The organism is Aquabacterium sp. A7-Y, from assembly GCF_026153205.1.
Lineage (GTDB): Bacteria > Pseudomonadota > Gammaproteobacteria > Burkholderiales > Burkholderiaceae_C > Caldimonas.
Genome location: NZ_JAPFBW010000021.1, coordinates 1 through 25,652 on the forward strand (window position 1 = coordinate 1; position 25,652 = coordinate 25,652).

At 68.0% G+C, this 25,652-nt stretch carries 21 protein-coding genes and 1 pseudogene; 9 read left to right on the forward strand and 13 right to left on the reverse strand.

The window, feature by feature from the left end:
• Nucleotides 1–142: 142 nt before the first annotated feature.
• Nucleotides 143–1,933, reverse strand: coding sequence for a phosphoenolpyruvate--protein phosphotransferase (ptsP, locus tag OOT46_RS18625; protein WP_265405129.1), 1,791 nt, complete (start codon nucleotides 1,931–1,933; stop codon nucleotides 143–145).
• A gap of 176 nt (nucleotides 1,934–2,109) precedes the next feature.
• Between ptsP and OOT46_RS18630 the strand changes: the two genes are divergently transcribed.
• From OOT46_RS18630 to OOT46_RS18655, 6 genes and pseudogenes are all read left to right on the forward strand, one after another.
• Nucleotides 2,110–3,345 carry a class I SAM-dependent methyltransferase gene (locus tag OOT46_RS18630; RefSeq protein WP_265405130.1) on the forward strand — a complete coding sequence of 412 codons (1,236 nt, stop codon included), beginning with the start codon at nucleotides 2,110–2,112 and terminating at the stop codon, nucleotides 3,343–3,345.
• A 3-nt stretch (nucleotides 3,346–3,348) separates the two neighbouring features.
• On the forward strand, nucleotides 3,349–3,672 hold the full coding sequence (locus OOT46_RS18635; protein ID WP_265405131.1) for a DUF1840 domain-containing protein: 324 nt from the start codon (nucleotides 3,349–3,351) through the stop codon (nucleotides 3,670–3,672).
• Nucleotides 3,673–3,724: 52 nt separating this feature from the next.
• A complete protein-coding gene (locus OOT46_RS18640) occupies nucleotides 3,725–4,351 on the forward strand; it encodes a YbhB/YbcL family Raf kinase inhibitor-like protein (RefSeq protein ID WP_265405132.1) in 627 nt (208 codons plus the stop codon).
• A gap of 70 nt (nucleotides 4,352–4,421) precedes the next feature.
• A complete protein-coding gene (locus OOT46_RS18645; RefSeq protein ID WP_265405133.1) occupies nucleotides 4,422–5,093 on the forward strand; it encodes a histidine phosphatase family protein in 672 nt (223 codons plus the stop codon).
• A 111-nt stretch (nucleotides 5,094–5,204) separates the two neighbouring features.
• Nucleotides 5,205–6,209: pseudogene (locus OOT46_RS18650) on the forward strand (sterol desaturase family protein); the annotation flags it as partial.
• Between the two features lie 153 nt (nucleotides 6,210–6,362).
• Nucleotides 6,363–6,767 (forward strand): hypothetical protein, encoded by a 405-nt coding sequence (locus OOT46_RS18655; RefSeq protein WP_265405134.1) that lies wholly within the window; start codon nucleotides 6,363–6,365, stop codon nucleotides 6,765–6,767.
• A gap of 32 nt (nucleotides 6,768–6,799) precedes the next feature.
• Here OOT46_RS18655 and ruvB read toward each other — a convergent pair whose 3' ends face one another.
• The 4 genes from ruvB to OOT46_RS18675 all read right to left on the reverse strand — a co-directional run bounded on the left by ruvB (nucleotide 6,800) and on the right by OOT46_RS18675 (nucleotide 11,145).
• Entirely contained in the window at nucleotides 6,800–7,867 is a 1,068-nt protein-coding gene (gene ruvB / locus OOT46_RS18660; protein ID WP_265405135.1) for a Holliday junction branch migration DNA helicase RuvB, read from the reverse strand.
• Between the two features lie 7 nt (nucleotides 7,868–7,874).
• Entirely contained in the window at nucleotides 7,875–8,447 is a 573-nt protein-coding gene (gene ruvA, locus OOT46_RS18665) for a Holliday junction branch migration protein RuvA (protein ID WP_265405136.1), read from the reverse strand.
• Between the two features lie 73 nt (nucleotides 8,448–8,520).
• A complete protein-coding gene (locus OOT46_RS18670) occupies nucleotides 8,521–9,186 on the reverse strand; it encodes a response regulator (RefSeq protein ID WP_265405137.1) in 666 nt (221 codons plus the stop codon).
• A 144-nt stretch (nucleotides 9,187–9,330) separates the two neighbouring features.
• Complete coding sequence (locus tag OOT46_RS18675; protein ID WP_265405138.1) at nucleotides 9,331–11,145, reverse strand: sensor histidine kinase; 1,815 nt, start codon at nucleotides 11,143–11,145, stop codon at nucleotides 9,331–9,333.
• Between the two features lie 154 nt (nucleotides 11,146–11,299).
• Here OOT46_RS18675 and OOT46_RS18680 point away from each other — a divergent pair, with 154 nt between their 5' ends.
• The 3 genes from OOT46_RS18680 to OOT46_RS18690 all read left to right on the forward strand — a co-directional run bounded on the left by OOT46_RS18680 (nucleotide 11,300) and on the right by OOT46_RS18690 (nucleotide 14,641).
• Nucleotides 11,300–12,262, forward strand: coding sequence for a PhoH family protein (locus tag OOT46_RS18680; RefSeq protein WP_265405139.1), 963 nt, complete (start codon nucleotides 11,300–11,302; stop codon nucleotides 12,260–12,262).
• Nucleotides 12,262–12,723, forward strand: coding sequence for an rRNA maturation RNase YbeY (gene ybeY, locus OOT46_RS18685; RefSeq protein WP_265405140.1), 462 nt, complete (start codon nucleotides 12,262–12,264; stop codon nucleotides 12,721–12,723). The genes OOT46_RS18680 and ybeY overlap by 1 nt, the downstream gene beginning before the upstream one ends.
• 214 nt (nucleotides 12,724–12,937) lie before the next feature.
• On the forward strand, nucleotides 12,938–14,641 hold the full coding sequence (locus tag OOT46_RS18690) for a hypothetical protein (RefSeq protein ID WP_265405141.1): 1,704 nt from the start codon (nucleotides 12,938–12,940) through the stop codon (nucleotides 14,639–14,641).
• 940 nt (nucleotides 14,642–15,581) lie between these two features.
• On the opposite strand, the gene OOT46_RS18695 is transcribed toward OOT46_RS18690, so the two are convergent.
• The 8 genes from OOT46_RS18695 to OOT46_RS18730 form a co-directional block, all read right to left on the reverse strand.
• Nucleotides 15,582–16,613: an ABC transporter ATP-binding protein gene (locus OOT46_RS18695; protein WP_265405239.1), complete on the reverse strand. Its 1,032-nt coding sequence runs from the start codon at nucleotides 16,611–16,613 to the stop codon at nucleotides 15,582–15,584.
• A gap of 38 nt (nucleotides 16,614–16,651) precedes the next feature.
• Nucleotides 16,652–17,641: an ABC transporter ATP-binding protein gene (locus OOT46_RS18700; protein ID WP_265405142.1), complete on the reverse strand. Its 990-nt coding sequence runs from the start codon at nucleotides 17,639–17,641 to the stop codon at nucleotides 16,652–16,654.
• An 11-nt stretch (nucleotides 17,642–17,652) separates the two neighbouring features.
• Complete coding sequence (locus tag OOT46_RS18705; protein ID WP_265405143.1) at nucleotides 17,653–18,567, reverse strand: ABC transporter permease; 915 nt, start codon at nucleotides 18,565–18,567, stop codon at nucleotides 17,653–17,655.
• A 64-nt stretch (nucleotides 18,568–18,631) separates the two neighbouring features.
• Nucleotides 18,632–20,203 (reverse strand): ABC transporter substrate-binding protein, encoded by a 1,572-nt coding sequence (locus OOT46_RS18710; protein WP_265405144.1) that lies wholly within the window; start codon nucleotides 20,201–20,203, stop codon nucleotides 18,632–18,634.
• Nucleotides 20,200–21,435, reverse strand: a complete 1,236-nt coding sequence (locus OOT46_RS18715) for a M20 aminoacylase family protein (RefSeq protein WP_265405145.1) — start codon at nucleotides 21,433–21,435, stop codon at nucleotides 20,200–20,202. Before OOT46_RS18715 ends, OOT46_RS18710 begins: the two co-directional genes overlap by 4 nt.
• 5 nt (nucleotides 21,436–21,440) lie before the next feature.
• Nucleotides 21,441–22,424 carry an ABC transporter permease gene (locus tag OOT46_RS18720; protein WP_265405146.1) on the reverse strand — a complete coding sequence of 328 codons (984 nt, stop codon included), beginning with the start codon at nucleotides 22,422–22,424 and terminating at the stop codon, nucleotides 21,441–21,443.
• Nucleotides 22,425–22,556: 132 nt separating this feature from the next.
• Entirely contained in the window at nucleotides 22,557–24,152 is a 1,596-nt protein-coding gene (locus tag OOT46_RS18725) for an ABC transporter substrate-binding protein (RefSeq protein WP_416136224.1), read from the reverse strand.
• A 273-nt stretch (nucleotides 24,153–24,425) separates the two neighbouring features.
• Nucleotides 24,426–25,520, reverse strand: coding sequence for a porin (locus OOT46_RS18730; RefSeq protein WP_265405147.1), 1,095 nt, complete (start codon nucleotides 25,518–25,520; stop codon nucleotides 24,426–24,428).
• Nucleotides 25,521–25,652: the final 132 nt, after the last annotated feature.

Sequence of the window (25,652 nt, forward strand, 5' to 3'; positions counted from 1 at the left end):
GGCTCGCTTATCTTTCCTCACCTCCCGCCTCAGAATCCCTTCGGATCCTCCGCCGCCCTCCCCCGTCACCGGTGGTTTGCAGCGCTGCGCTCAGCGAAGGGCGTGACTATAGCAACAAATCGCCAGGCCGCAAGAGATTTTTTCACGCCGCCAAGCTGGCCGGCCGCACACCGTCTCCCGCCACCAGTTCCCGATAGCGGGCCTGAGGGTCGTCGCTGTTCAGGATGTCGTTCAGGTAGTGCATCAGCTTCTGCGTGTCGGACCGAAGAATGCGTTGCTTCACCGAGGCGATCTGCGACGGGTGCATCGAGAATGAGCGCAGGCCCATCGCGAGCAGCAGCGGCGCGAAGCTGCTGTCGCCCGCCATTTCACCGCACACACAGACACCCTTGCCGGCAGCGCGCGCCTGCGAGATGGTGCCGGCCACCAGCCGCAGCACCGCCGGGTGCCACGGGTCGTAGAGATAGGACACGCTTTCGTCCGCCCGATCAATCGCCAGGGTGTACTGGATCAGATCGTTCGTGCCGATCGACACGAAGTCGAAGTGCCGCAGGAACAAGGGCATCAGCAAGGCGGCCGCCGGCACCTCGATCATGGCGCCGACCTGGATGTCGGCGAAGGGCACGCCCGCGTCCCGCAACTGCTGCTTCGCCCGCTCGATCATCTCGAAGGTTTGCCGGATCTCGCTGCGGTGAGCCAGCATGGGCACCAGCAGCTTGACCGGGCCGAAGACGCTTGCGCGCAGGATGGCGCGCAACTGCATCCGGAACATGTTGGGCTCCGACAGGCTCCAGCGGATGGCACGCAGACCCAGGGCAGGATTGAGCGTGTGTTCGTGCCGCAGTTCGTTGATGGACATGCGCTCCAGCGACTTGTCGGCGCCGATGTCCACGGTGCGTATCGTGACAGGCAGGCCTTGCATCGCCTGCACGGCGGCGCGGTAGGCTTCGAACTGCTCGTCCTCGCCGGGCAGCTCGCCGTTGCGGTTCATGAACAGAAACTCGCTGCGGAACAGTCCGACACCCACGGCACCTGACTCGAAGGCGCCCGGCGCATCCTGAGGCAACTCGATATTGGCCAGCAATTCCACCCGCTCGCCGTCGAGCGTCACCGCCGGCGTATGGCGCAGTCGCGCCAGGCGCTCGCGTTCCAATTCACTCTGGCGCTGACGGAAGCGGTATTCCTCCAGCACCATCGGCGAGGGATCGACGATGACGACACCGGCGTCGCCATCGATGATGACCCAGTCGTCCTGCCGGATCAGCCGGCTGGCCTCGCGGGCGCCGACGATCGCGGGGATGTCCATGCTGCGCGCCACGATGGCGGTGTGCGAGGTCTTGCCGCCGACGTCGGTGACAAAACCCTTGAACACGCTCTTTTTGAACTGCAGCATGTCGGCCGGGGCGATGTCATTGGCGATCAGCACCAGCGGCTCCTCGCCGCCCCAGTCCTCCGTGCTCTTGCCCGGCGCTGGCGCGAGCGCCGAGGTGGCGCCCCGCGCCAGCGCGCGCAGCAGGCGCTCGACCACCTGCTCGACGTCGGCCTTGCGCTCGCGCAGGTAGTCGTCCTCCATCTCGTCGAACTGGCGTGCCAGCACTTCCAGCTGGGCCGACAAGGCCCACTCGGCGTTGTAATGGCGGTCGATGATCCACTGCTTGGTGGCGCCGGTCAGCGCCTCGTCGTGCAGCAGGAGCAGGTGCACGTCGAGCAGGGCCGCGAGCTCGCCAGGCGCGTCGTCCGGCATGTCGCGCTTGAGCATTTCCAGCTCGCGAGCCACCACGTCGCGGCCCTCGCGCAGACGCACGATTTCGGACTCGACCTGATCGGCGTTGATGAAGTAATGGGCCACATCGACCCGGCTGGAAGAAACCAGGACCGCCTTGCCGATGGCCACCCCGCGAGAAACGGGCAATCCGAAGACCTGCAGTGTCATTCCCGGATGCTAGCGCGCAAACGCGATGCTTCCATCGGGTTTAACGCGCTGACTCGGGTGCCGGCCGGACGCGCCCGGGAACACCCCACCTCTGCTTACAAGAAAGCTCGTCAATCCACTCGGCTTAGGTTATAGCGCATATCCACGGCTTACTCACCGCAACGGAGGCATGACCGATGGATGCATGGACCGGAATCCTGGAACAGCGCCTGGCACAGTTGCCTTGCCGGGTCGCCCTCGAATGGCCGGGCGGCCGCGCGGGCCCGCTGCCGGCCGAAGTCAGGTTGACGCTGCGGGCCGCGCGCTGGGTCGGCTCGCTGGCACGAGGCCAGCTCGGCGCCCTGGGCGACGCCTATGTGCAGGGCCACCTGGACATCGAGGGCCGCATGCGCGATGTGATGCAGGTCGCCGCACGGCTGGTGCGCAACCCGGTGCGGCAGCAGGCCCCGCGACCCTGGCTGCGCTGTTGGCAGCATCTGCGCTCGCTGCGACGGCATCGCCAGGAGCAGGATGCGCGCCAGGTGCAGTTCCACTACGACGTGTCGGACGACTTCTACGCGCTGTGGCTCGATCCTCGACGGGTCTACTCCTGCGCCTACTACGCGGCTGCCGACATGTCCCTGGCCCAGGCGCAGGAAGCCAAGCTCGAGCACATTTGCCGCAAGCTGCAGCTGCGGCCCGGGCTGCGCTTGCTGGACATCGGGGCGGGCTGGGGCGGCCTGCTGCTGTGGGCGGCCGAACACCACGGGGTCGAGGCGGTCGGCATCACGCTGTCGCACAACCAGGCCGAGCATGTGCGCCGCCTGATCGACGCGCGCGGGCTCGCCGGCCGCGTGGAGGTCCACCTGATGGACTACCGCGACCTGCCCGAGACGCAGGGCTTCGACCGCATCGCCTCGGTGGGCATGTGCGAGCACGTGGGCCGGGCCAAGTTGCCGGGCTATTTCGCCAAGATCGCGCGGCTGCTCAAGCCGGGCGGCCTGCTGCTCAACCACGGCATCACCTCCGGCGGCCTGCACCACCACCAGCTCGACGCCGGCATGGGCGACTTCATCGAGCGGTATATCTTTCCCGGCGGCGAACTGGCGCATGTCTCCCGCCTGGCGCAATGCCTCGGCGGGGCCGGCCTGGAACTGCTCGATGCGGAAAACCTGCGACCGCATTACGCTCGCACCCTGTGGGACTGGTCCGATGGCCTTGAAGCGCACCTCGACGAGGCGCGCGCCGTGACGGACGAACGCACCGTGCGAGCCTACCGGCTCTATCTGGCCGGGTGCGCGATGTGCTTCGAGAGGGGCTGGATCTCGCTGTATCAACTGCTCGCGTCGCGCCCCAGCGGCTCGGAAACCGACGGGCCGATGCGCGGCGCACAATGCGACTTCCCGTTCAACCGCAGCTACATGTACGGATAAGGCATGCTCTACAAGTTCAAGTCCAAGGCCGCCGGCGACGTGATCATGACGGGCCCGGCAGGCGACCACATCGTGCGCCTGATCGGCAAGGAACCGGCCCCCAAGGGCATCATCGAACCGTCCCAGATGCCGGCCGCCACCGCCGCCCTCGAGCGCGCCGTGCTCGAGGACGAAGCGGCGCGCGAGCGCGCCGAGGAAGAAGCCCGCGCCGAGGGACGCACCCTGCCCCCGCGAGAAGGCGTGACCCTGAGGCAGCGCGTCTGGCCCCTCATCGAGATGATGCGGCGTGCCCACGCCGCCGACCAGGAGATCGTCTGGGGCGTGTGAGGTGGCTGAACCACCTGCGCCCCGTCCTGCAGCCAGAGAACCAGGAGACCCGATGAAACTCGTCAGCAACAGTTGGCCCAACGGCGGCCGCATTCCGCAGCGCTACGCCGCAGGTCGGCCCGATGAGCACGGCGGCGTGACTTTCGCCGACAACGTCAATCCGCAACTCGCCTGGGACGCCGCCCCCGAGGGCACGCGCTCCTTCGTGCTGATCTGCCACGACCCCGACGTGCCGAGCCGCGGCGACGACGTCAACCAGCCGGATCGCGAAGTGCCGGAATCGCTGCCCCGCGTCGACTTTTTCCATTGGGTGCTGGTCGACCTGCCGGCGACGTTGAGGGAGATCGCCGAAGGCGAATTCAGCCGGGGTTTCACCCCGCGTGGCAAACCCGGCCCAGCCAGCCTGCACGGCTCACGCCAGGGGCTCAACGACTACACCGGCTGGTTCGAGGGCGACCCGCAGAACGGTGGCCAGTATTTCGGCTACGACGGCCCATTCCCGCCCTTCAACGACGCCCGGGTGCACCGCTACGTGTTCACGCTCCATGCCCTGGACCTGCCGCACTGCCCGGTCGACGGCAGCTTCACCGGCTCGCAGGTGCGCGAAGCGATCCGGGGTCACGTGCTGGGCCAGGCCTCCTTCTCGGGAACTTACACGCTGAACCGCCGACTGCTGTAGCGCTTGGCGCCGGCCGCGGCGAAAATCGCCACGGGCGGGCCGCCGGCCCGCCGTCCTGGATCCCTCCCAAATGCCCCATCGCGACCTCACCCGCGTCATTGCCATCCGGCATGGCGAAACCGCCTGGAACGCCGACAGCCGCATCCAAGGCCACCTCGACATCCCGCTCAACGACAAGGGCCTGTGGCAGGCCGAGAGGCTGGCCGAGGCGCTGGCCGACGAACACATCGACGCGATCTACTCCAGCGACCTGACCCGTGCCCACCAAACGGCCCAGGCGGTCGCCGCGACCCGTGGCCTGTCCATCGAGCGCGACGCCGGTCTGCGCGAACGCGGCTTCGGCGAGTTCCAGGGCCAGAGCTTCCGTGAGATCGAGGCCCGCTGGCCGGAGCAGGCGCTGCGCTGGCGCAGGCGTGACCCGGCCTTCGGCCCGGCGGGCGGTGAGGCACTGCAGGTCTTCTACGACCGGGTCGTCACGACGGCCAGCCGCATTGCCGCTCGGCACCCCGGCCAGAACATCGCGCTGGTGGCGCACGGCGGGGTGCTGGACTGCCTCTATCGCGCCGCCACCCGGGTCGACCTGCAGGCTGCGCGCACCTGGGAACTGGGCAATGCCAGCATCAACCGCCTGCTCTACACCGGCGAGGGTTTCATGCTGGTCGGCTGGGCCGACACCTCGCACCTGAACGAAACCAGCCTGGACGAAAACTCGGACGGTGATCGCGTCGGCAGCGCCGCCTAGCAGTCCGGGCACGTCGATCACGAGTCGGGCAGACCCGCTCCACAAGCGCGCCCGCTTGCCGCAAGATGGAAGTCCCGCCCCGCCACCGCGCGAGCCTTCCTCTGCGACACCATGCAAGCCGCCCAGATCATCGTTCTTGCGACCCCCGTTTTCCTGCTGCTGATCGCCCTCGAATACGCAGTCGGCCTGGTCCGCGGCCGCAACACCTACCGCCTCAACGACGCGCTCAGCAGCATCGGGCTGGGCATGATGAGCCAGCTCACCGGGGTCTTCACGACGCTGATGACGGTGGGCATCTACAGCTTCGTCTATCACCATGCCGCACTCTGGCAGCTACCGGGCAACGTGTGGTGGATCTGGCCGCTGGCGCTGGTCTTCTACGATTTCTGCTACTACTGGCATCACCGCCTGGGTCATGAATGCGCGCTGTTCTGGGCCGCGCACGTGGTGCACCACCAGAGCGAAGACTACAACCTTTCGACGGCGCTGCGCCAGACCAGCACCGGCTGGATCGCCGGCTGGCTGTTCTATCTGCCGATGGCGCTGGTCGGCGTGCCGCCGCTGGTGTTCGGCGTGGTGGCCCTGGTCGACCTGCTCTACCAATACTGGGTCCACACCCGGCAGATCGGCCGCCTCGGATGGTTCGACCGGGTGTTCTGCTCGCCGAGCAACCACCGCGTCCACCACGCCGTCAACGACCCCTACCTCGACAAAAACTACGGCGGCATCCTGATGCTGTGGGACCGGTGGTTCGGGACCTTCCGGGACGAGGACGACGAGGAGCCCTGTGTCTGGGGCACGCGCGGTCCGCTGCGCAGCTGGAACCCCTTGTGGGCGAACCTGCAGGTCTATGCCGAGCTGGCCCGTGACAGCTGGCGCACCCGCCGCTGGTCCGACAAGCTGCGCATCTGGTTCAAGCCCCCCGGTTGGCGGCCCGCCGATCTGCAGCAGCTCGACCCCAAACCTCCCTTCGACGTTCGCCGCGTGCGCCGCTGGGACCCGCCGATGAGCCGGCGCGCGCAGTGGCTGGCGGGCGGGCTCTTCCTGGTGGTGCTGAACGCGACTGGCGCTTTCCTCTGGTTCGCCCACGAATTGGCGCCGAGCGCCAGCGCACTGGCGGCGCTGGGCATCGTCGCCAGCCTGGTGCTGATCGGAATGATCTGCAGCGGCGAGCCCAGTCCCCTGAGCTCAGAAGGGACACCGGCCCGCGGCTTGCCAGCGGAGCCACCCTCACTACACTGAAACGATCTCCTCACGGAGGATTTCGCCATGGCACTCAAGCGGATGGTCAAGGAGGACATGCCTTTGTCCTTCGGCGCATTCAATCCGGTCGGTCATATCGTCATCGGCTTCGACTCCGACGAGCGGGCCAGCGAAGCGGCCCAGGCCCTGCGGGAAGCCGGCTTCGATGCCGAAGACATCGTCCAGTACAGCTGCGAGGAAGGCGCACGCGAGATGGAGCAGCGACTGGCCAGGGCCGGCGGGGCGGCCGAGTTCGGTCACGAGATCCGGCTGATGCGGCGCTACAAGCAGCTGGCCGACGAAGGCTGCGGCTGGCTGGTGGTGTTCGCGCCCGACGCTACGCATGCGCAGCGGGTGTCGGACGTTGCGCTGCGCTTCCAGGCCCGCATCGCCGAGCGTTACGGCCGCCTGGTCATCGAAGACCTGATCTGAGCCGCGATCCGCCCGGTCCGCGCGGCTTCGGCTTATTCGGGAAACAGGTCACCGCCGGCCTCGGCCCGCCCCGGCGGGGCCATGCCCAGGTGCCGGTAGGCCGCGACCGTCGCGATGCGTCCGCGCGGTGTGCGCTGCAGGTAACCCTGCTGGATCAGATAGGGCTCGATCACGTCCTCGATCGTGTCGCGCTCTTCGCCGATGGCGGCCGCCAGGTTGTCCAAGCCCACCGGGCCACCGTCGAAGCGGTGGATCACGGCTTCCAGCAGCTTGCGGTCCATGACGTCGAACCCCTGCGGGTCGACGTCCAGCATCGCCAGTGCCTTGTCGGCGATGAGCTTCGTGATACGCCCGTCCCCCTTCACCTCGGCATAGTCGCGCACGCGCCGCAGCAGGCGGTTGGCGATGCGCGGGGTGCCCCGCGAACGGCGCGCGATTTCCATCGCCCCCAGCGCGTCGGTCGGCGCGTTGAGCAGCCCGGCCGAGCGCACTACGATGCGGGCCAGTTCCTCGGCGGTGTAGAACTCCAGCCGGGCCACGATGCCGAAGCGGTCGCGCAAGGGGTTGGTCAACATGCCGGCGCGTGTGGTCGCGCCGACCAGCGTGAAGGGCTGCAGGTCGAGCTTGATCGAACGTGCGGCCGGGCCTTCGCCGATCATGATGTCGATCTGGTAGTCCTCCAGCGCCGGGTAGAGGATCTCCTCGACCACCGGGGAAAGCCGGTGGATCTCGTCGATGAACAACACGTCGTTGCGTTCGAGGTTGGTCAGCAGCGCCGCCAGGTCCTTGGGCTTTTCCAGCACCGGACCGGAGGTCTGGCGCAGGTTGACGCCCAGTTCGTGCGCGATGATGTGGCTCAGGGTCGTCTTGCCCAGGCCCGGCGGACCGAACAGCAGCACGTGATCGAGCGCCTCGCCGCGCTTGCGCGCCGCGCCGATGAAAATCTCCAGCTGCTCGCGCGCCTTGGCCTGGCCGACATAGTCGTCCAGGCCCTTGGGACGCAATGCGCGCTCGATCGCCTCCTCGTTGGGCGAGCCGGGGGTCGCCGACACCACACGCTGGCGCGGCGGCGGGCTGAAGTCGTCGGTCTGGATGCTCATCGCGGATTCACTTGTTCAGTGAGCGCAGCGCCAGCTTGATGCCCTCGCTCACGCCCACGTCTGCCGGCAGGGCCTTGAGGGCCGCAGCGGCCTCTTTGTCGCTGTAGCCCAGCGCGACCAGGGCCTGCAGCACGTCGCCATGCGCTTCGCTGGTGATCGCCACGGGCTGGGCCAGATCAGGCCCCAGCTTGCCCTTGAGTTCCAGGAGCAGGCGCTCGGCGGTCTTCTTGCCGATGCCGGGCAGCTTCACCAGACGGCCGGCCTCCTGCAAGCTGACTGCCTGCGCCAGGTCGCCGACGCTCATGCCCGACAGGATGGCCAGCGCCGTACGCGGACCGACCCCCGAGATCTTGATGAGCTGGCGAAAGGTCTCGCGCTCCGGCGCGGTGGCGAAGCCGTAGAGGATCTGCGCGTCCTCGCGCACCACAAAATGCGTCAGCAGGCTGACCCGCTCGCCCAGGTTGGGCAGGTGGTAGAACGTGCTCATCGGCACGTCGACCTCGTAGCCGACGCCGTTGACATCGATCAACACCAGCGGAGGGGCCTTCTCCGCGATCACGCCCGTGAGCCGTCCTATCATCGGCCGCATTATCGCGGCCGGCGCCGCCCCGGTGCCGGGTCAACGCGGCGAAACGCGGAACTAACTCGCCGCGTCAGCGCGGCGATTTGCGGAACAGGCCGAGGCGCTGCGCCTCCAGCGCGGCTTCGGCACGCGAGGAGACGTTGAGCTTGCGGTAGATCTGCTTGACGTAGTCAGCGATGGTGTGGCGCGACAGCCCCAGCTGGACGCCGATTTCGGGCAGCGTGAAGCCCTTGGCGACGCGCAACAGCACCTCGTTCTCGCGGTCGGTCAGCGACACCGGCGGCAGCAGCGGCTCGGTCTGGGCCGGCTGGTGACGCGCCTGGGAAGCGAAGTAGGCGATCACACGGCGCGCAATTGAGGGTGACAGCGGCGGCTCGCCCTGGGTGATGCGCTGCAGCTGCTCGGCCAACTGGTCCTTGGCCTGCTCCTTCAGCAGGTAGCCGAAGGCACCAGCCTGCAGCGCGGGGAAAAGGTGGTCGTCGTCGTCGTGGATGGTCACCACCACCGACTGCGCCTCGGGCTGCGATTCACGCAGCGCGGCGACCACCTCGACGCCCGAACCGTCGGGCAGGCCCAGATCGATCAAGGCCAGGTCGAAGCGCAGCGCCGTGATTTGCTCCAGCGCGTCGTGGACGCGGGCGCTCTCCGAAACGCGCGCAGCGGGAAAGACCTGGGTCACCAGCGTCTTGAGCCACTGGCGGATTTCGGGAAGGTCTTCGAGCAGCAGGATATGCATGTGAACATTCACTCAGAAGCCAGCGTCCGCACCGGCGCGGGAGGCAATCGTGATGGTAACGCGCAATTGCCCCTTGCCACTCACTCCGGCGGGGGATCCGAGTGACTCTTTTGCGACGTTGTACCCCGTTCACGCCGGCCGGCATCACAGCGGCAGCGTCAGTCGGATCACCGTCCCATAGCCCGGCCCGGACTCGACCAGGCACTGACCGGCCAGTTGCTTCGCGCGGCGTTTCATGCTGGCCATGCCGTGCCCGCGGTCGAGCTTGCCGTCGAGCTCCAGCGGGATGCCGCGGCCATTGTCCTGGATCACCAGGTTGAAGTCGGTCGCATCGATCACGCAGCGTATCGTGCAGGCGCTCGCACCGCTGTGCTTGATGATGTTGCTGGTGGCCTCGCGCAGGATGCGGGTGGTCTGCACGTAGGCGCGCGCCGAGAGGTGCCGTTCATCACTCTCGTGCGCGGTCATCCAGTCGACCTGCACCGCCGCCTGGCCCAGCCGCGAGACGACCTCGGCGCGCCAGTCGGCCAGTGCGTCGGCGACCTTGACCGGCTTGCCGGTCAGGCCTCGCACCGACAGCCGCATCTCCTCCAGCGCTTCGCGCGCCAGCGTGGAGATGCGCTCGTCCCCGCTGGTGTGCACGATGGTCAGCAGCTTGGCGCCCAGGTCGTCGTGCAGGTCGCCGGCAATGCGCTTGCGCTCGGCCTCGGCCACCTGCTCGATGCGCGCCTCGGCCAGCTCGGCGTAGCTGCGCTCGATCTCCGCGGTCTTCTCGCTGATGCGCTGCTCCAGCTGGTAGCGCGCCACCTCGGCCGCCTGCAGGGCCTGCACGAAATGCTGCACCAGCCGGAGGCCGACGGCGAAAAACAGCAAGGGCATCGAAAAGTGGATCAGGTGCACGCTGGGCACGCCGATCCAGCCGTGCTGCACCGCCATCTCGACGGCGGCGAGCGCCACCAGCAGGATCAGCGCCCCGCTCATGATCCAGAACTCGGGGCGCCGCTCGTGCCACACGTGGCGCAGGTAGTGGCCGATGGCCCAGGTCACCTCCACCAGGTAGGCCGAGGACCAGAGCGCCATCACCGTGAAGAAGTGCTCCTCGCCGGCCAGCGCGATGGAGGCCGGCACCAGCAGGCACTGCATCATCATCGCGAGATTGACCGGCCGGTGGCTGTGCCCGCCGTAGCGCTGCAGGAACAGCACGGCCAGCGCGACCACCGGAGCGCTCAGCGTGCTGGTCAGGATCTCCACCGTCCAGTGGTCGAGGGGCATGTGCCGCACCCACATGCGGGAGCCGAGCACCGCCCACCCCACCAACAGCAGGCCGAAGTAGAGATAGGCCGGCTCGCTGCGCCGCGCCCACGCCAGGCCGAGCATGAACAGGCCCAGCACGACGATGGTGACGCCCACCACCTGGCCCATCGTGACGTTCCAGAACAGCTGGCGCTCGTAGCGGCTCAGCAGTTCGGCCTGAGGCGCCAGCACGACCTCGGACAGCCCGCCGGCGCGCTGGCGGGCCGCCACGTGCTCGAGCGCGTAGCCTGCCACCTTCAGCTCCAGGCGGTTGCCCTCGGCCTTGAAGAGCCCGGCGGGCAGCATCACCAGGTGAGGGTAGTAGCAGTTGCGTGTCACCGGGGGCGTCATGCTGCCGTGGCGCACCAGCAGCTGTCCGTTGAAATGCACCTCCACGTTGGAGCAGGCGCGCTCGATGTAGAGCGCCAGCAGCTGCTCCTTGGCCGGCGGGGTGGCCGGCAGCTCGATGCGGTAGGTCACGAAACCGTCAAAGCCCGGCCGGGTCTGCGACCAGGCGTCGGGCAGCTCGACCGGTCGGTTCACGCTGCGCGTCGGGCCGTCGAACGCAGCCTCCTCGACGACCACCGCCCGGCGCAAGGTCAGCTCGGCCGCCGCGGCGCGCTGCGGCGCCGCCCCCAGCGCGCTCAGCAGAAGCAGGAGCAGCAAGACCGTAAAGACGTTGAAAAACCGCGGTGAGCGAGCGTCGCAACACCGCATCGAAAGCAAGGAAGTCATGGGAGCGGATTCTCCGCGAGCCCCGCCCGGGGGACAATGCACCGGCGGCCCCCCCGGTTGAATGGGCTGCAGGAGTTCTCATTTCGTGATTCTTCGCCACGCATTCATCCCGCTGGACAACACCCGACTGGCCCATCTCTGCGGCACCCTGGACGAGCACCTGCGCACCATCGAGGCCGCCTTCGACGTCAGCATCACGCGCCGCAACGAGTCCTTCCGCATCGAGGGCGCCAAAAAACCGGCCGAGCGTGCCGTGGCCCTGCTGCAGTCGCTTTACGACCGGGCGCGCCGGCCCATTCCCGCCGACGAACTGCAGCTCGCGCTGATGGAGGCCATGCAGCCCGAGGGCGCGCGCGAGGCCAAGGCCTCCGAGGGCGAGGACGTGGTGCTGCGCACTCGGCGCAGCGACCTGCAGGGCCGCACGCCCAACCAGGACCACTACCTGCGCAACATCCTCGGCTACGACATCACCTTCGGCATCGGCCCGGCGGGCACCGGCAAGACCTTCCTGGCGGTGGCCTGCGCCGTCGACGCCCTGGAGCGCAGCGCGGTGCAGCGCATCATCCTGACGCGCCCGGCGGTGGAGGCCGGCGAACGGCTCGGTTTCTTGCCCGGCGACTTGTCGCAGAAAGTCGATCCCTACCTGCGCCCCCTGTACGACGCGCTGTACGACCTGATGGGCTTCGACCGCGTCACCAAGGCCTTCGAGAAAGGCAGCATCGAGATCGCGCCGCTGGCCTTCATGCGCGGGCGCACGCTCAACCACGCCTTCGTGATCCTCGACGAGGCGCAGAACACCACGCCGGAACAGATGAAGATGTTCCTGACCCGCATCGGCTTCGGCAGCAAGGCCGTGGTGACCGGCGACGTCAGCCAGATCGATCTGCCGCGCGGGCAGAAGAGCGGGCTGATCGATGCCGAGCGCATCCTGCGCCGGGTGCGCGGCATCGCGATGACCCGCTTCACCGCCAGCGACGTGGTGCGCCATCCGCTGGTGGCGCGCATCGTCGAGGCCTACGACGCCTACGAACACCAGGGCGAGGACTGATGCCGGCCGCCAAACCCGAACTGCAGCTCTCGCTGCAATTCGCCGATGCACGCCATCGCACCCACCTGCCCCGCCACAAGGTCGTGCGCTGGATGCGTGCCGCGCTCGAGGCACCCGCCGAGATCACAGTGCGTATCGTCGATGCCGAGGAAGGCCAGGCGCTCAACCGCGACTTCCGCAGCAAGGACTACGCGACCAACGTGTTGACCTTCGACTACACGCACGAGCCGGTGGTCGTCGCCGACCTGGTGCTGTGCGCCCCGGTGGTCGAGCGCGAGGCCGGGGAGCTCGGCAAGCCGCTGCAGGCGCACTACGCCCACCTGCTGGTGCACGGCACGCTGCACGCGCAGGGCTACGACCACGAGCTGGAGGACGAGGCCCAGGTGATGGAGGCGCGCGAGACCGAAATCCTGCTCGGACTGGGTTTCGACGATCCCTACCAACGCGACCTGGGCGCCTGATCGGAGGCGGGGCTGACCCGCCCCGGCGCGGCACCTCGGGCTCAGCACGGCCCCCTGCAAAGGCGGCCCTACCGGCGCTTGCAACTTCCCATGCGGCGCCTCTCCCGATCGCCGATTGTTGTCGCACATGGCGGCGCCGCCGAGGTGCTGTCATGGGCCGTGCCAGGCCGTCATGGCCGGCACGCGAACGATCTGGCTCTCCAAGGAGATCCGCATGACACCCTCCCCGGCCCGTTCCGGCCAGCCCACCCGCCACCTGCGAGGCCGCGCCGCAGCCACCCTGCTGGTCGCCGCCCCCGCCGCGCTGCACGCCAGTCTCGCGACCGCCGACGAGACACGCTGGAGCGGCGCGGCCGGCACGCCGTACTGGGACTCCGTCCTCAACTGGACCGCCGGCGCGCCGGTCCGCAGCAACACGCGAGCCCTACTGGGGGGCTTCGACACCGAGTTGCGCCACGGCAGTTTCCTCGCCCACTCCGTGCAGGGCAGCGGCCGGCTCCGCCTCAGCGGCGGCGAACTGGCGATCGGGGACGGCGGCGCCGCCCTCGGGCATCTCGATCTCAGCGGAGGCCGACTGTCGTCCAGCAGCCCGGTCACCGTGCAGAGTCTGCGCTGGAGCGGCGGCACCTTGGCCGGCAGCAGCCCCCGGACGGTGCGAGGCCGGGCCGTCTTCACCGGTTCCGGCTCCCGGAGCATCGAGGGGGGATCGACCGACACCCCCTTCCATCTGATGGGCGAGACCCTCTGGGAGGCCAGCGCCAGGTCCCTGGACAGCTTCGGACGCTTGCACGTCGGCGGCGGCGGGCACTTCCAGGACCGCGCCGGCACGCAGGGCCCGTACCGTCGACTCTGGGCCTGGGATCTGGTGGTCGAAGGCCGTTACACCAAAACCGGCGCCGCCACGACCCATCTCGTGACCGCCGCCTTCGAGAACCACGGCCGCTTCGACGTGCAGGAGGGCAGCGTGACCCAGGATCTCATGCCGGGCAGCGGGGGCTGGTTGAACCGGGGCACATTCGCGGTCGGCGCCGGTGCGAGCTACGCCGCCGATGTGCCACGCAGCACCCTCACGCACCGGGGCCACGGGGACGTCGGGCGCGGCGCCCGGGTGGAATTGGGCATCGGCGACAGCTCGCTGCAGAGTTCGGGAAGCTGGCGGATTGCCGAAGGCGGCCGGCTCGCCTTCCGGGGCTATGAGCAACACACGCCGCCCTTCACCAAGGTCATCTCCGGCTCCATCGTCAATGCGGGCACCGTGGCGCTGAACGGCGGTACCTACCGGATCGACGGCGGCGCTCGCATCAGCGGGCCGGGCTGGCTGGACATCAGGGGAGGGGCGCAGGTTCGCTTCGACGACCGGCGGCAAGGCGCCAGCCTGGGCGGCCTGCGCCTCACTTCGACGCAAAGGTTCGTGGACGACCCGCAGAGCCGGCTGCAGATCAACCGCCCGCTGACGCTGGAACGCGTGGACTGGGGCGACGCCGTGCTCTCGGCTGCGGGACCGGTGACGGTCCGTGGCCGCGCGGTGCTGCACCACGGCGCCTACCGCAACATTCCCAGTCAGTACGGGGTCGACGACACGACGGTCTACGACAAGCAGCTGACCAGCGATTTCCACTTCCAAGGCCGGGTCGCCTGGGGGGGAGACGCCGACTTGGCGGGCCCCGGCCGCCTCCACATCGGGCCCGGTGCCATTTCTCCGAACGGAGCATCCCGCAGGCCGACCCCACCGGCGCCACGCGCGACACCGTGGTCGGCGTCAGCGCCATCCACAACCAGGGCCGCTACCTGCGTACCCGGGCCGGCTCGACGACCGTGTCAAGCAGCTTCTACAACCAGGGCACGCTGCGTTCGGTGGGGGCCGGGCTGCTGCGCCTGGACGGCGCGGTCGACAACACCGGCTCGATCGAGGCGGTGAACGGCCGCGTCGAGGTGCATGGGCCGCTGACGCAGTGGGTCTCGCGCCGGCAGGAGCAGGAGACGCGCGACGAGCCGGCGCTGGTGCAGGCTCTGACCGGCGGCCGCTACGTGGCACGCCAGGGCACCTTGGCGCTGCGCCTCGGGGATCCCGAGGGTCGCGACGCGGGCCGCCTGATCGAGAACCAGGCCGCCATCGTGCTGGCCGGGCCCCAGGCCCGTTTCGTCAACCACTGGTCGGGCGCGGACGACAACGCCCTGGCCGGGATGGGACTCAACAGCGGCGACATCCAGGTGCTGGAAGGCGCCGCCCTGAGCGTGGAGCGTGCGGTCGTGAACCGCGGCAGCCTCCAGATCGGCGCCGGCAGCGAGCTGCACCTCACCAGCAGCGATGCCGACAGGCCGGCCGAGTACAAGCAGTACGACGAGCACGCCGAGACCTGGATCGGCGGCACCTTGCGCAGCGCCGGATTCGCGCTGTGGGGCGGTCGTTTCGGGGCGGGGCTGGAAGGCGAGGTGGGCCAGGCGCAGCTGCCGGGCGCAGGTGCGAGCTTCGAGCGCGGCATCTTCGATGTCGATGTCGCCGGGCCGGCCCGCTTCGACCGGGTCCACGTCGAGGGCACAGCGCGACTGGAGGACACCCGCCTGTGGGCGGAGTTCGACACGTCGACGCCCGTCGCCGGCAGCTACCGCATCCTGGACGCCGACGGCGGGATCGTCGGCAGCTTCGAGGCACTGGAGAGCAACCTCGACCCGGCCGCCTACACCCTGACCGCCCGCTACGGCCCGAAGTTCGTCGATCTCACTGTGATCGCGCTGTCGAACGCACCGGTGCCCGAAGCCTCCAGCGTGGCACTGACCAGCCTGGGTCTGGCTGCCGTGGTGCTGGCAGCCCGCCGGCGCAGGGCCGCGGGCGGCACTGGGCCGGGCAGCGACCGCTCTCAGATCCGCCCCTCCTCCACCGCGTGGCAGGCCACCTTCACACCGCGCAACTCTTTCAGCACGGGCCGCTCCTGCGAGCAGCGCGCGTTGGCATGCGGGCAGCGGGGATGGAAGGCGCAGCCCTGCGGCGGGTTGAGCGGGTTGGGCACCTCGCCCTGCACCGGCACACGCGAGCGCCCGGTCATGCGGATGTCGGGAATCGCGTCGAGCAGCATCCGCGTGTAGGGATGCTGGGGCCGCTCGAACAGCTCGCGCTTGGGCGCCAGCTCGACCAGCCGGCCCAGGTACATCACGCCGACCTCGTCGGCCACGTGGTGCACGACGGCGAGGTTGTGCGAGATGAAGAGATAGGTGAGCCCGCGCTCGCGCTGCAGGTTTTTCATGATGTTCAGCACCTGGGCCTGCACCGAGACGTCGAGCGCCGAGGTGGGCTCGTCGCAGACCAGGAACTCGGGCTCGGTTGCCAGCGCCCGCGCGATCGAGATGCGCTGGCGCTGCCCGCCGGAGAACTGGTGCGGGAACTTCTGCATGTCGGCGGCCGAGAGGCCCACCGACTCCAGCAGCTCGCCGACCCGCTGCCGCAACGCCTCGCCGCCCTTGAGCAGGCCGTGCTCCAGCAGCGGCTCCGCGATGATGTCCTGCACCTTCCAGCGCGGGTTGAGGCTGGCATAAGGGTCCTGGAAGATCATCTGCATGCGCCGACGCAGGATGCGCCCTTCGCGCGTGGCCAGCGCGGCCCCGGTGGCCTGCCCGTCGAAACGCACCTCGCCGCGGCTCGGCTCGTAGAGCCCGACCAGCAACCGGGCCACGGTGCTCTTGCCGCAGCCCGACTCGCCGACCAGTGCCAGCGTGCGGCCCCGTTCGATGGCGAAGCTGACGCCGTCGACGGCGTGGACGTACTGCTTCGGCTTGCGCTCGACCACCCGGTTGAGCCAGGGCGCCGAAACGTCGAAGATCTTGGCGAGGTCCGTGACCTGCACCAGGGCCGTTTTCGACGCGTCCGTCGTGCGAGGCGCCGCGTGCGGGTCCATCAGGGCAGCGGGCGTCGCGGTCATGCTCATGCTCGGGTTCATGCGGCCCTCCTCAGCGGTTGTTCGGCGTGCAGCCAGCAGGCGGCCCGGGTACGGCCGGCATCCAGCAGCTCGGGCCGTTCCACCCGGCAGCGGTCGAACACACGGGGGCAGCGCGGGTTGAAGGCGCAGCCCCGGGGAATGGCATTGAGCCGCGGCATCGAACCGTCGATCTGAGAGAGCCGCTCGCGGTCGTCCTCGATCGACGGGATGGAGCCCATGAGCCCGGCGGTGTAGGGATGCGCCGGGGCATGGATCACCTCCTGCACCGGTCCGATCTCGGCGATACGCCCGGCATACATCACGGCGACGCGGTCGCAGGTTTCGGCGATGACCCCCATGTCGTGCGTCACCAGCATCACGGCCGCGCCCTTCTCGCGGCACAGGCGCTTGAGCAGCGTGATGATCTGAGCCTGGATCGAGACATCGAGCGCGGTGGTCGGCTCGTCGGCGACGATCAGCTGCGGCTCGGCGGCCAGCGCCAGCGCGATCACCACCCGTTGGCGCATGCCGCCGGAGAACTGGTGGGGGTAGTGGTCGATGCGCGCCTCGGCCGCCGGAATGCCGGTGTCCTTGAGCAGCTGGATGGCGCGCCGGCGCGCCTCGGCGCCGCCCATCGGCAGGTGGGTCTGGATGGTCTCGACCAGCTGGCGGCCCACCGTGTAGAGCGGGTTCAGCGAGGTCAGCGGGTCCTGGAAGATCGCGCCGATGCGACGCCCCCGTACCTTGCGCAGGGCCGCGGGCGGCAGGTTGTCGATGCGCTGCCCGTCGAGCCGGATCTCGCCGCCGGCGATGCGCCCGGGCGGCTCCAGCAGCCCGATGATGGAGGCGCCGGTGAGGGACTTGCCCGCGCCCGACTCGCCCACCACGCCGAGGATCTCGCCGGCGGAGATGTCAAAGGAGATGTCGTCCAGCGCGAGCAGGGTGCCGTGCCGGGTCGGAAACTCGACGCGCAGGTTCTTGACTTGCAGCAGAGGTGTCGTGGTCATGCCCTTGCTCCTCAACGCAGACGGGGGTTCAGCGCGTCGCGCAGCCAGTCGCCCAGCAGGTTCACGCTGAGCGCGATCAGCACCAGCATGACACCCGGGAAGATCGTGATCCACCACTCGCCGCTGAACAGGAAGTCGTTGCCGACGCGGATCAGGGTGCCCAGCGAGGGTGAGGTCGGCGGCACGCCGACGCCCAGGAAGGACAGGGTCGCCTCGATGATGATGGCCTGCGCGACCTGGATGGTGGACAGCACCAGCACCGGCCCGAGCACGTTGGGCAGCACGTGCTTGCGCATGATGCGCAGCGGGCTGACACCAATGACGCGGGCGGCGTGCACATAGTCCTTGTTGCGCTCCACCAGGGTGGAGCCCCGCACGGTCCGGGCATAGTCGACCCACTTGGTGGCCCCGATCGAGACGATCAATACCGCAAAGGCCAGGGTCTCGTGGGCATCCGGGAACATCGCGCGGCCGACGCCGTCGATCAGCAGGGCCACCAGGATGGTCGGGAAGGACAGCATCACGTCGCACACCCGCATCAGGAAGGCGTCAAGCTTGCCGCCGACAAAACCCGACAGCAGCCCCAGGCTCACGCCGATCACCAGCGACAGCGCGACCGAGGCCAGGCCCACCAGCAGCGAGATGCGCGCACCGTACATCAGCGCCGAGAGGATGTCGCGGCCCTGGTCGTCGGTGCCCAGCAGGTAGGTGGCCTTGCCCTCCTCCATCCAGGCCGGCGGCAGGCGGGCGTCGCCCAGCTCCAGCGTGGCGAGGTCGAAGGGGTTGTGCGGCGCGACCAGCTCGGCGAACACCGCGCAGAAGATGCAGACCGCGGCGATCACCGCGGCCATGACGGCGACCGGCGAGGTCCGGAAGCTGAACCAGACGTCGCCGTCGAAAAAACGTTGCAAGGCAGTTGTTGTCATCACTCGGCAGGTGCTGAAAGACGGAACCCGGCTTGTGACCCGACCCCGTCGAGGGGAAAAACCATCACTTCACGACGATCCACTTGTAGAGCATGAAGTTGTCGGCCTGCTGGACCAGCTCGATGTTCTTCTTGGCCGCCCACGCCAGCGACTGCTGGTGCAGCGGGATGTGGCCCACGTCGTCCTGGTGGATCTTGAAGGCCTCGCGGATCATCTCGTTGCGCCGGGCGGCGTCCGTCTCGGCCTGGATCTTCAGCGTCAGCTCGTCCAGCCGGGGATTGCTGTAGCTGCCCAGGTTGAACTGGCCCTGGCCCTTCTCGCCCGGGGTGGCCATCAGCGCGTTGAGCGCGTTGTGGGCGTCGTAGGTGCCGGGCGTCCAGCCGAGCATGTAGAAGCTGGTGTTGCGGCTGAGGATCTTGGGGAAGTAGGTCGCCTTGGTCTCGGCCTGCAGGTTGACCTTGATGCCAACGCGCGCGAGATTGGCAGCCACCGCCTGGCAGACCTCGCCGTCGTTGACATAGCGGTCGTTGGGACAGTTCAGCGCGACCTCGAAGCCGTTCGGGTAGCCGGCTTCGGCCAGCAGCTTTTTCGCCGCCTCGGGATCGTGAGGCAGGCGCTTGTTGAGCTCCGGCGCGAAACCCCGGATGCCGGGGGCCACCATCAGCGCGGTGGGTGTCGCGGCGTTGCGCATCACCCGGCTCTTGATGGTCTCGATGTCGATCGCCTGGTAGACGGCCTGGCGCACCCGCTTGTCCTTGAACGGGTTCTTGCCCTTCACGCTGGAATACTGCAGCTCGTCGCGCTTCTGGTCCATGCCGAGGAAGATGGTGCGCAGCTCCGGGGCCAGCAGCACGCGCACCTGGGGCGAAGCCTTGAGGCGGTCGAGGTCCTGCAGCGGTACCGGCTCCATCACGTCGATCTCGCCGGACAGCATCGCCGCGACCCGGGTCGCGTCGTTGCCGATCGGCGTGAACACCACCTCGTCGACATTGGACTCGATCTTGTCCCAGTAGCCGGTGTGGCGCACCAGCACGGTCCGTGTCGAGGGCTGGCGCTCCTTGAGGCGGAACGGGCCGGTGCCGTTGGCACGGAAGCTGGCCGCGTTCTCGATACCCTTGCGGCGGTCGACCGGGTTCTCGGCCTTGTGGGTTTCGCACCAGCTGCGGCTCATCATGTAGACCAGCGAGATGACGTCCGGCAGGATGGGGAAAGGCGCCGTGGTCTCGATCTCGACGGTGTGCGGGTCGATCTTGCGCACCTCCTTGATCGAGGAGGTGTAGCTGCGCATGTCCGACCCCTCGCTGGCCGCACGCTTGAAGGAGAACACCACGTCGTCGGCGCTGAAGGGCGCGCCGTCGTGGAAGCTCACGCCGCGGCGCAGCTCGAAGCGCCACACCGTGGGCGAAGGCTGGCTCCAACGTGTCGCGAGGCCCGGCACCAGGCCCAGCTTCTTGTCGTGCGCCACCAGCGGCTCGTAGACATTGCCGGTGAAGCTGAGCTGGAAGGACTCGTTGAGCGAGTGCGGGTCCATCGAGGTCGCGTCGCCCTGGTTGGCGATGCGCACCGTCTTGGCGCCGGCCAGGCCGCAGGCCGCGGCCAGCGCCAGGGCGATCAGGGTGGGCTGGAGCTTCGTCATGGGGATCCTCCTCCTGGGTTGAGAGGCATCGCCTGTTCTGCAAGCGATGCAAACAGGGCCGACCCCAACGGCAGGATTTCGTCGTTGAAGTCGTAGCGCCCGCTGTGCAGGAAACAGCCCGGGTCGTTGGCCTCGCGGCCCTGTCCGATGCGCAGGTAGGCGCCCGGCTTGACCTGCAACATGAAAGAGAAGTCTTCCGCGCCCATGCTGGGCTGCAGGTCGCGCAGCACCTGCTCGGGCCCGACCAGCGACTCGGCGACACGTGCTGCGAACGTCGCCTCGGCCACGCTGTTGACGGTGGCCGGGTAGACCCGCTGGTAGTCCAGCGTCGCGGTCGCCCCCAGGCCCATCGCGACCGACTCGACCAGGCGCGCCAGGCGTTCCTCGATCATCTCCTGCACCTGGGGCCGGAAGGTCCGCACCGTGCCGACCAGCTTGGCCTGCCGCGGGATCACGCTCATCGCGCCAACGTCGCCCCCGTGCACCGCGCAGATGCTCAGCACCGCGTTGTCGAAGGGGCTGACGTTGCGCGACACCAGGCTCTGGGCGGCCGTGATGATGTGGGCCGACACCAGCACGGGGTCGACCGCGAGGTGGGGGTGAGCGCCGTGGCCGCCCTTGCCGGTGACGGTGATCTCGATGCGGTCGGCCGCCGCCATCATCGGGCCGGGCGCGACGCCGACCTGGCCCGCCGGCAGGTGGGGCCAGTTGTGCATCGCGTACACGGCCTGAGCCGGGAAACGCTCGAACAGGCCGTCGTCGATCATGGCCTTGGCGCCCGCGAACCCTTCCTCGCCGGGCTGGAACACCAGGTAGACGGTGCCGTCGAAGCGGCGCGTCTCGGCCAGGTAGCGCGCCGCGCCGACCAGCATCGTGACGTGGCCGTCGTGGCCGCAACCGTGCATCAGGCCGCTGCGTCCGGAGCGCCAGGCGAAGTCGTTCTCCTCGCGCATCGGCAGCGCGTCCATGTCGGCGCGCAGCGCGATGCTGCGACCGGACACATGCGAACGGCCACGGATGACCGCCACCACGCCGGTCTTGGCGATGCCGGTGTGCACCTCGTCGACGCGGGTCAGCTTCAGGGCCTCCACCACCCGGCTGGCGGTGCGGACCTCCTCGAAGCCGAGTTCGGGGTGGGCATGCAGGTCGCGCCGGAAGGCGGTGAGTTCCGGGTGAAAACGCGCGATGTGCGCGAACAGGCCCTGCTGGGCGGCGTGGGTCAGGGCACGCATGGTCGTCAGTGCGCTCCGGAAGCCTTGGTTATACGCAGCCGCGGGTCCACCGCGAAGTACAGCAGGTCCACGACCAGGTTGATCAGCACGAACAGCAAAGCGATCAGGCACAGGTAGGCTGCCATCACCGGGATGTCGGCGAAGGTCACCGCCTGAATGAACAGCAGGCCCATGCCCGGCCACTGGAACACCGTCTCGGTGATGATGGCAAAGGCGATCAGCGAGCCGATCTGCAGACCGGTGATGGTAATGACGGGCACCAGCGTGTTTTTCAGCGCATGCCCGAAATGCACTGCCCGGTCGGACAGCCCGCGGGCCCGCGCGAACTTGATGTAGTCGGTGCGCAGCACCTCCAGCATCTCGGCCCGCACGATGCGCATGATCAGCGTCAGCTGGAACACCGCCAGCGTGACCGCGGGCAGGACCAGATGCTTCCAGCCGTCCAGTGTCAGGAAACCGGTGCTCCAGGGGCCCAGCGACACGGTCTCGCCGCGGCCGAAACTCGGCAGCCAGCCCAGGGTCACGGAAAACACCAGGATCAGCAGGATGCCGATCAGGAAGGTCGGCAGCGAGACACCCAGCAGGGAGAGGGTCAGCAGCACCTGCGAGAGGAAGCTGCCGCGCCGCAGAGCGGTGTAGACCCCCATCGGGATACCGACCACGAGGGCCAGCACGCCGGCCACCATCGACAGCTCCAGGGTGGCGGGGAAGCGCTCGGCGATCAGACTCGAGACCTTGCGGCCCTGGCGCAGGCTGATGCCGAACTCCCCCTGTACGGCGTTGCCGACGAAACGCGCGAACTGCACCGGGAAAGGCTGATCCAGCCCGAGGTCGGCGCGCAGGCGCGCGCGGTCTTCCGGCGTCGCGTCCTGCCCGAGCAAGTTGGTGACGGGGTCGCCGACGAACTGGAACAGCGTGAAGGCGATGAAGGCCACCGTGAGCATCACGATGACCGCCTGCATCAGGCGGCGAAGAATGAAAACGAACATCTGCACAGTCCCTGTCAGCGGCAGCGAGGGGTCGCCAGCGCCGCCGCGCAAAAACCAGCCCTGCCGGCCGAGGTCCATCAGGCCAGCAAGGATCGCGCCGCCCTCACGGGCGGCGCACCCGGCGAAACGAGATCAGTTGATCTTGACGTTGCGGATGTCGACGCGATTGTCGGCGCGGTGGACCACGTCGACATTCTTTTTCATCGCCCAGGGGATGACCTGGTTGTGCAGCGGAATGTGGCTCACGTCCTCGCCCGACAGCAGCAGGGCCTGCTCGATCAGCTGGTTGCGGTTGGCCGGGTCGATCTCCTTCTTGATCCGCTCGACCAGTGCGTCGATGCGCGGATTGCTGTAGCGCCCGTTGTTGTAGTTGCCGTCGCCCTGCGCGCCGACGCTGCGCACCAGGGACTGCAGGGAGTACAGCGCATCGAAGGTCGGCACGCCCCAGCCCAGCATGTAGATGCTGGCTTCGTAGCGCTGGATCATCGGGAAGTAGGTCACCAGCGGCAGGGTGCGCAGCTTGGCTTTCACACCGATGCGGGCCCACATCGCGGTGACCGCCTGGCAGATCTCTTCGTCGTTGATGTAGCGGTTGTTGGGGCAGGCGAAGTCGACCTCGAAGCCGTTCGGATAGCCGGCCTCGGCCAGCAGCTTCTTGGCGCCAGCGACGTCATAGGGCAGGCGCGCGTCGGCCTTCTTGGTCCAGCCGTTGGCCTGCGGCGGGATCAAGGTGCCGGTGGGCTGGCTCAGGCCGCGCATCGTGTTCTTCTGGATCGCGGTGGCGTCGATGGCCTGGTAGAGCGCCTTGCGCACCCGCACATCCTTCAGCGGGTTCTTGCCCTTGACGTTGGAGCCGGGCAGTTCGTCGCGGAACTGGTCCATGCCGAAAAAGATGGTGCGGTTCTCGACACCGTCCACGACCTTGAGCGCCGGGTTGTTGCGCAGGCGGCCGAGGTCCGCGGGCGAGGGGTCGAGCACCAGGTCGACCTCGCCGGAGAGCAGCGCGGCGATGCGGGTGGCCTCGGACTTGATCGGCGTGTAGACGATCTCGGTCACGTTGCCGGGCATCTTGCCCCACCAGTTCGGGTTTTTCACCAGCACCATGCGCACGTCCTGGTCCCAGCTCTTGAGCATGAAGGGGCCGGTGCCGTTGGCGTTGCGGTGAGCGTGGTTCTCGTCCTTGCTCTTGATGTCCATCGGGGTGGTCGACTTGTTCTTCTCCGACCACTCCTTGTCCATCATGCGCAGCTCGGTCAGCTGGCGCAGCAGCACCGGGTTCGGCCCCTTGGTGAGGATGTCGATGGTGTAGTCGTCGACCTTCACCACCTTGTCGATGCCCTGCGTGAAGATGCCGTAGTTGGACGTCTTCTCCATCGCGCGCGTCAGCGAGTAGACCGCGTCGTCGGCCGTGAAGCTGGCGCCGTCGTGGAACTTGACGCCCTGCCGCAGGGTGACGCGCAGCTGGGTCGGGCTGATCTGCTTGCTGCCGGTCGCGAGGATGGGTTCAACCTCGAACTTGTGGTTGTAATAGAAGAGCGTCTCGTAGACCGCCGCGTGGATGCCGCTGCCGAGCGCGTTGTTCTGCGAATGGATGTCCCAGGTCGGGATATCGCTGGCGCTGGCCCATTTGAAGGTCTTGGCCTGGGCGGTCGACATGCCGCCCACGGTCAGGGCAGCGGCAGCGCACGTCGAAGCGACGGTGGCCGCAAGGGAGAGGCGATGCACCATGAAAGTGACTTCCGAATATAAAACCCGCATGATCAGCAAAAGGCTTGCCACTCGTCAAAGGGGTATGCCCGAGGGCCGCCGGGCATGGCGCGGCGTGCCTGGCTTCGAGTTGTAATTGATACAGGCGCTTGTGGTTGAACCGGGTCCGGTCCGTTTGTCGGCTTTGCGTCAAACGACAGCTTGATTCTGTACCTTCGGCCGCTGAAATAAAAAGAGCCGCCCGAGGGCGGCTCTTTGATCTTCCGGGTTCACTCGCGCAAGGCGAGCCAACGATCAGAAGTTGTGCTGGATGCCGAGGTCGAAGGCGGTGCGACGCTTCAGGCTCTCGTCGTCGAACTTGGTCTTCGCGGAGCCGACGTCAGCGTACACCTTGGTGCGCTTGCTCAGCGGATAGTGGTAGCCCAGACCGAACTTGGTGATACGCAGGCCGTCGAGGCCGTCCTTGCCGCGCAGTTGGGTAACCACACCGCGCAGGTCGCCGCCGCCCAGCGGTGCCGACACGGCGAAGAGGAAGTTACGAGCCTTCGCGTCCTCGGTATCTTCCAGGGCCGTCTCGGTCTTGGATTGCGCCACGCTACCGATGAGCTTGGCGACACCCAGGTCATAGGAAACGGTGAAGCCGAAGCTGCTGGCGGTGTGGTCGTCGTCCAGGCCCAGTTCAGCCAGTGCAGGGCCATAAGTCGGCGACGAGGTCGTCATGCCGGGATTGAGAGACAGGAGCATGCCCGTGAAGCCGGTGGCCGCACCGCCACGGTGATAACCGAAGCCGGCGTACAGCGGGCCGCCCTTGTACTGGACGTTGAAGCCGATGTTGTGCTCGGTGTCGTCCTTCTCGGCCAGGCCGATGGCGGCCTGCGCCGTCAAGCCGCCCATGTCGGGGGTACGGTAACTGATCATGTTGCCGTAACGGGACACGGCAATACCGGCCGAGGTGTGCAGCATGCCGGCTTGCGCGACGGTGTCATAGCCCCAGGGATCGGCGGCGATGTTGGTCCAGAAGTACGGAGAGTAGTCGCGGCCGAGGCGCAATTCACCGAAAGCACCGGACAGGCCGACCCAGGACATGCCGTCCCAGAAGGAGGCCGCGGAAGTGATATTGCCGCCGTCGGGCTGGAAACGGTGCTCGATCTGGAAGTTCGCTTTCAGGCCACCACCCAGGTCTTCCGTGCCACGGAAGCCCAGACGCGAACCCGCCTGCTCCCGGACCTGCAGCTTGTCGTTGCTGGGACCGCCGGTCAGGATGGACTCACCGTCGTTGGCCTTCGCCAGGCCCATGTCGATCTTGCCGTAGATGGTCACGGCAGACTGGGCCGAAGCGGCGCCAGCAAAAGCACCCAGAACGGCGAGAGCGAGAAGAGATTTTTTCATTGCAACTATCTCCAGGGTTGAACAAGAGGTCCTGAGCGCCTTTTTGGTGTGGCGCTTCAGGCCGACCTCCTAATCGGAAGCTGCACGTATTCCACCAGAGCCGTTCGGCGGCGACCAGCGGAGGAACCACAA

Bases quoted from the DNA above. Each gene is read 5' to 3' on its own strand.
- ptsP (WP_265405129.1), bottom strand. From the start codon at position 1,933: ATGACACTGCAGGTCTTCGGATTGCCCGTTTCTCGCGGGGTGGCCATC.
- OOT46_RS18630 (WP_265405130.1), top strand. From the start codon at position 2,110: ATGGATGCATGGACCGGAATCCTGGAACAGCGCCTGGCACAGTTGCCT.
- OOT46_RS18635 (WP_265405131.1), top strand. From the start codon at position 3,349: ATGCTCTACAAGTTCAAGTCCAAGGCCGCCGGCGACGTGATCATGACG.
- OOT46_RS18640 (WP_265405132.1), top strand. From the start codon at position 3,725: ATGAAACTCGTCAGCAACAGTTGGCCCAACGGCGGCCGCATTCCGCAG.
- OOT46_RS18645 (WP_265405133.1), top strand. From the start codon at position 4,422: ATGCCCCATCGCGACCTCACCCGCGTCATTGCCATCCGGCATGGCGAA.
- OOT46_RS18655 (WP_265405134.1), top strand. From the start codon at position 6,363: ATGGCACTCAAGCGGATGGTCAAGGAGGACATGCCTTTGTCCTTCGGC.
- ruvB (WP_265405135.1), bottom strand. From the start codon at position 7,867: ATGAGCATCCAGACCGACGACTTCAGCCCGCCGCCGCGCCAGCGTGTG.
- ruvA (WP_265405136.1), bottom strand. From the start codon at position 8,447: ATGATAGGACGGCTCACGGGCGTGATCGCGGAGAAGGCCCCTCCGCTG.
- OOT46_RS18670 (WP_265405137.1), bottom strand. From the start codon at position 9,186: ATGCATATCCTGCTGCTCGAAGACCTTCCCGAAATCCGCCAGTGGCTC.
- ybeY (WP_265405140.1), top strand. From the start codon at position 12,262: ATGCCGGCCGCCAAACCCGAACTGCAGCTCTCGCTGCAATTCGCCGAT.
- OOT46_RS18690 (WP_265405141.1), top strand. From the start codon at position 12,938: ATGACACCCTCCCCGGCCCGTTCCGGCCAGCCCACCCGCCACCTGCGA.
- OOT46_RS18695 (WP_265405239.1), bottom strand. From the start codon at position 16,613: ATGGACCCGCACGCGGCGCCTCGCACGACGGACGCGTCGAAAACGGCC.
- OOT46_RS18700 (WP_265405142.1), bottom strand. From the start codon at position 17,641: ATGACCACGACACCTCTGCTGCAAGTCAAGAACCTGCGCGTCGAGTTT.
- OOT46_RS18705 (WP_265405143.1), bottom strand. From the start codon at position 18,567: ATGACAACAACTGCCTTGCAACGTTTTTTCGACGGCGACGTCTGGTTC.
- OOT46_RS18710 (WP_265405144.1), bottom strand. From the start codon at position 20,203: ATGACGAAGCTCCAGCCCACCCTGATCGCCCTGGCGCTGGCCGCGGCC.
- OOT46_RS18715 (WP_265405145.1), bottom strand. From the start codon at position 21,435: ATGCGTGCCCTGACCCACGCCGCCCAGCAGGGCCTGTTCGCGCACATC.
- OOT46_RS18720 (WP_265405146.1), bottom strand. From the start codon at position 22,424: ATGTTCGTTTTCATTCTTCGCCGCCTGATGCAGGCGGTCATCGTGATG.
- OOT46_RS18725 (WP_416136224.1), bottom strand. From the start codon at position 24,152: ATGGTGCATCGCCTCTCCCTTGCGGCCACCGTCGCTTCGACGTGCGCT.
- OOT46_RS18730 (WP_265405147.1), bottom strand. From the start codon at position 25,520: ATGAAAAAATCTCTTCTCGCTCTCGCCGTTCTGGGTGCTTTTGCTGGC.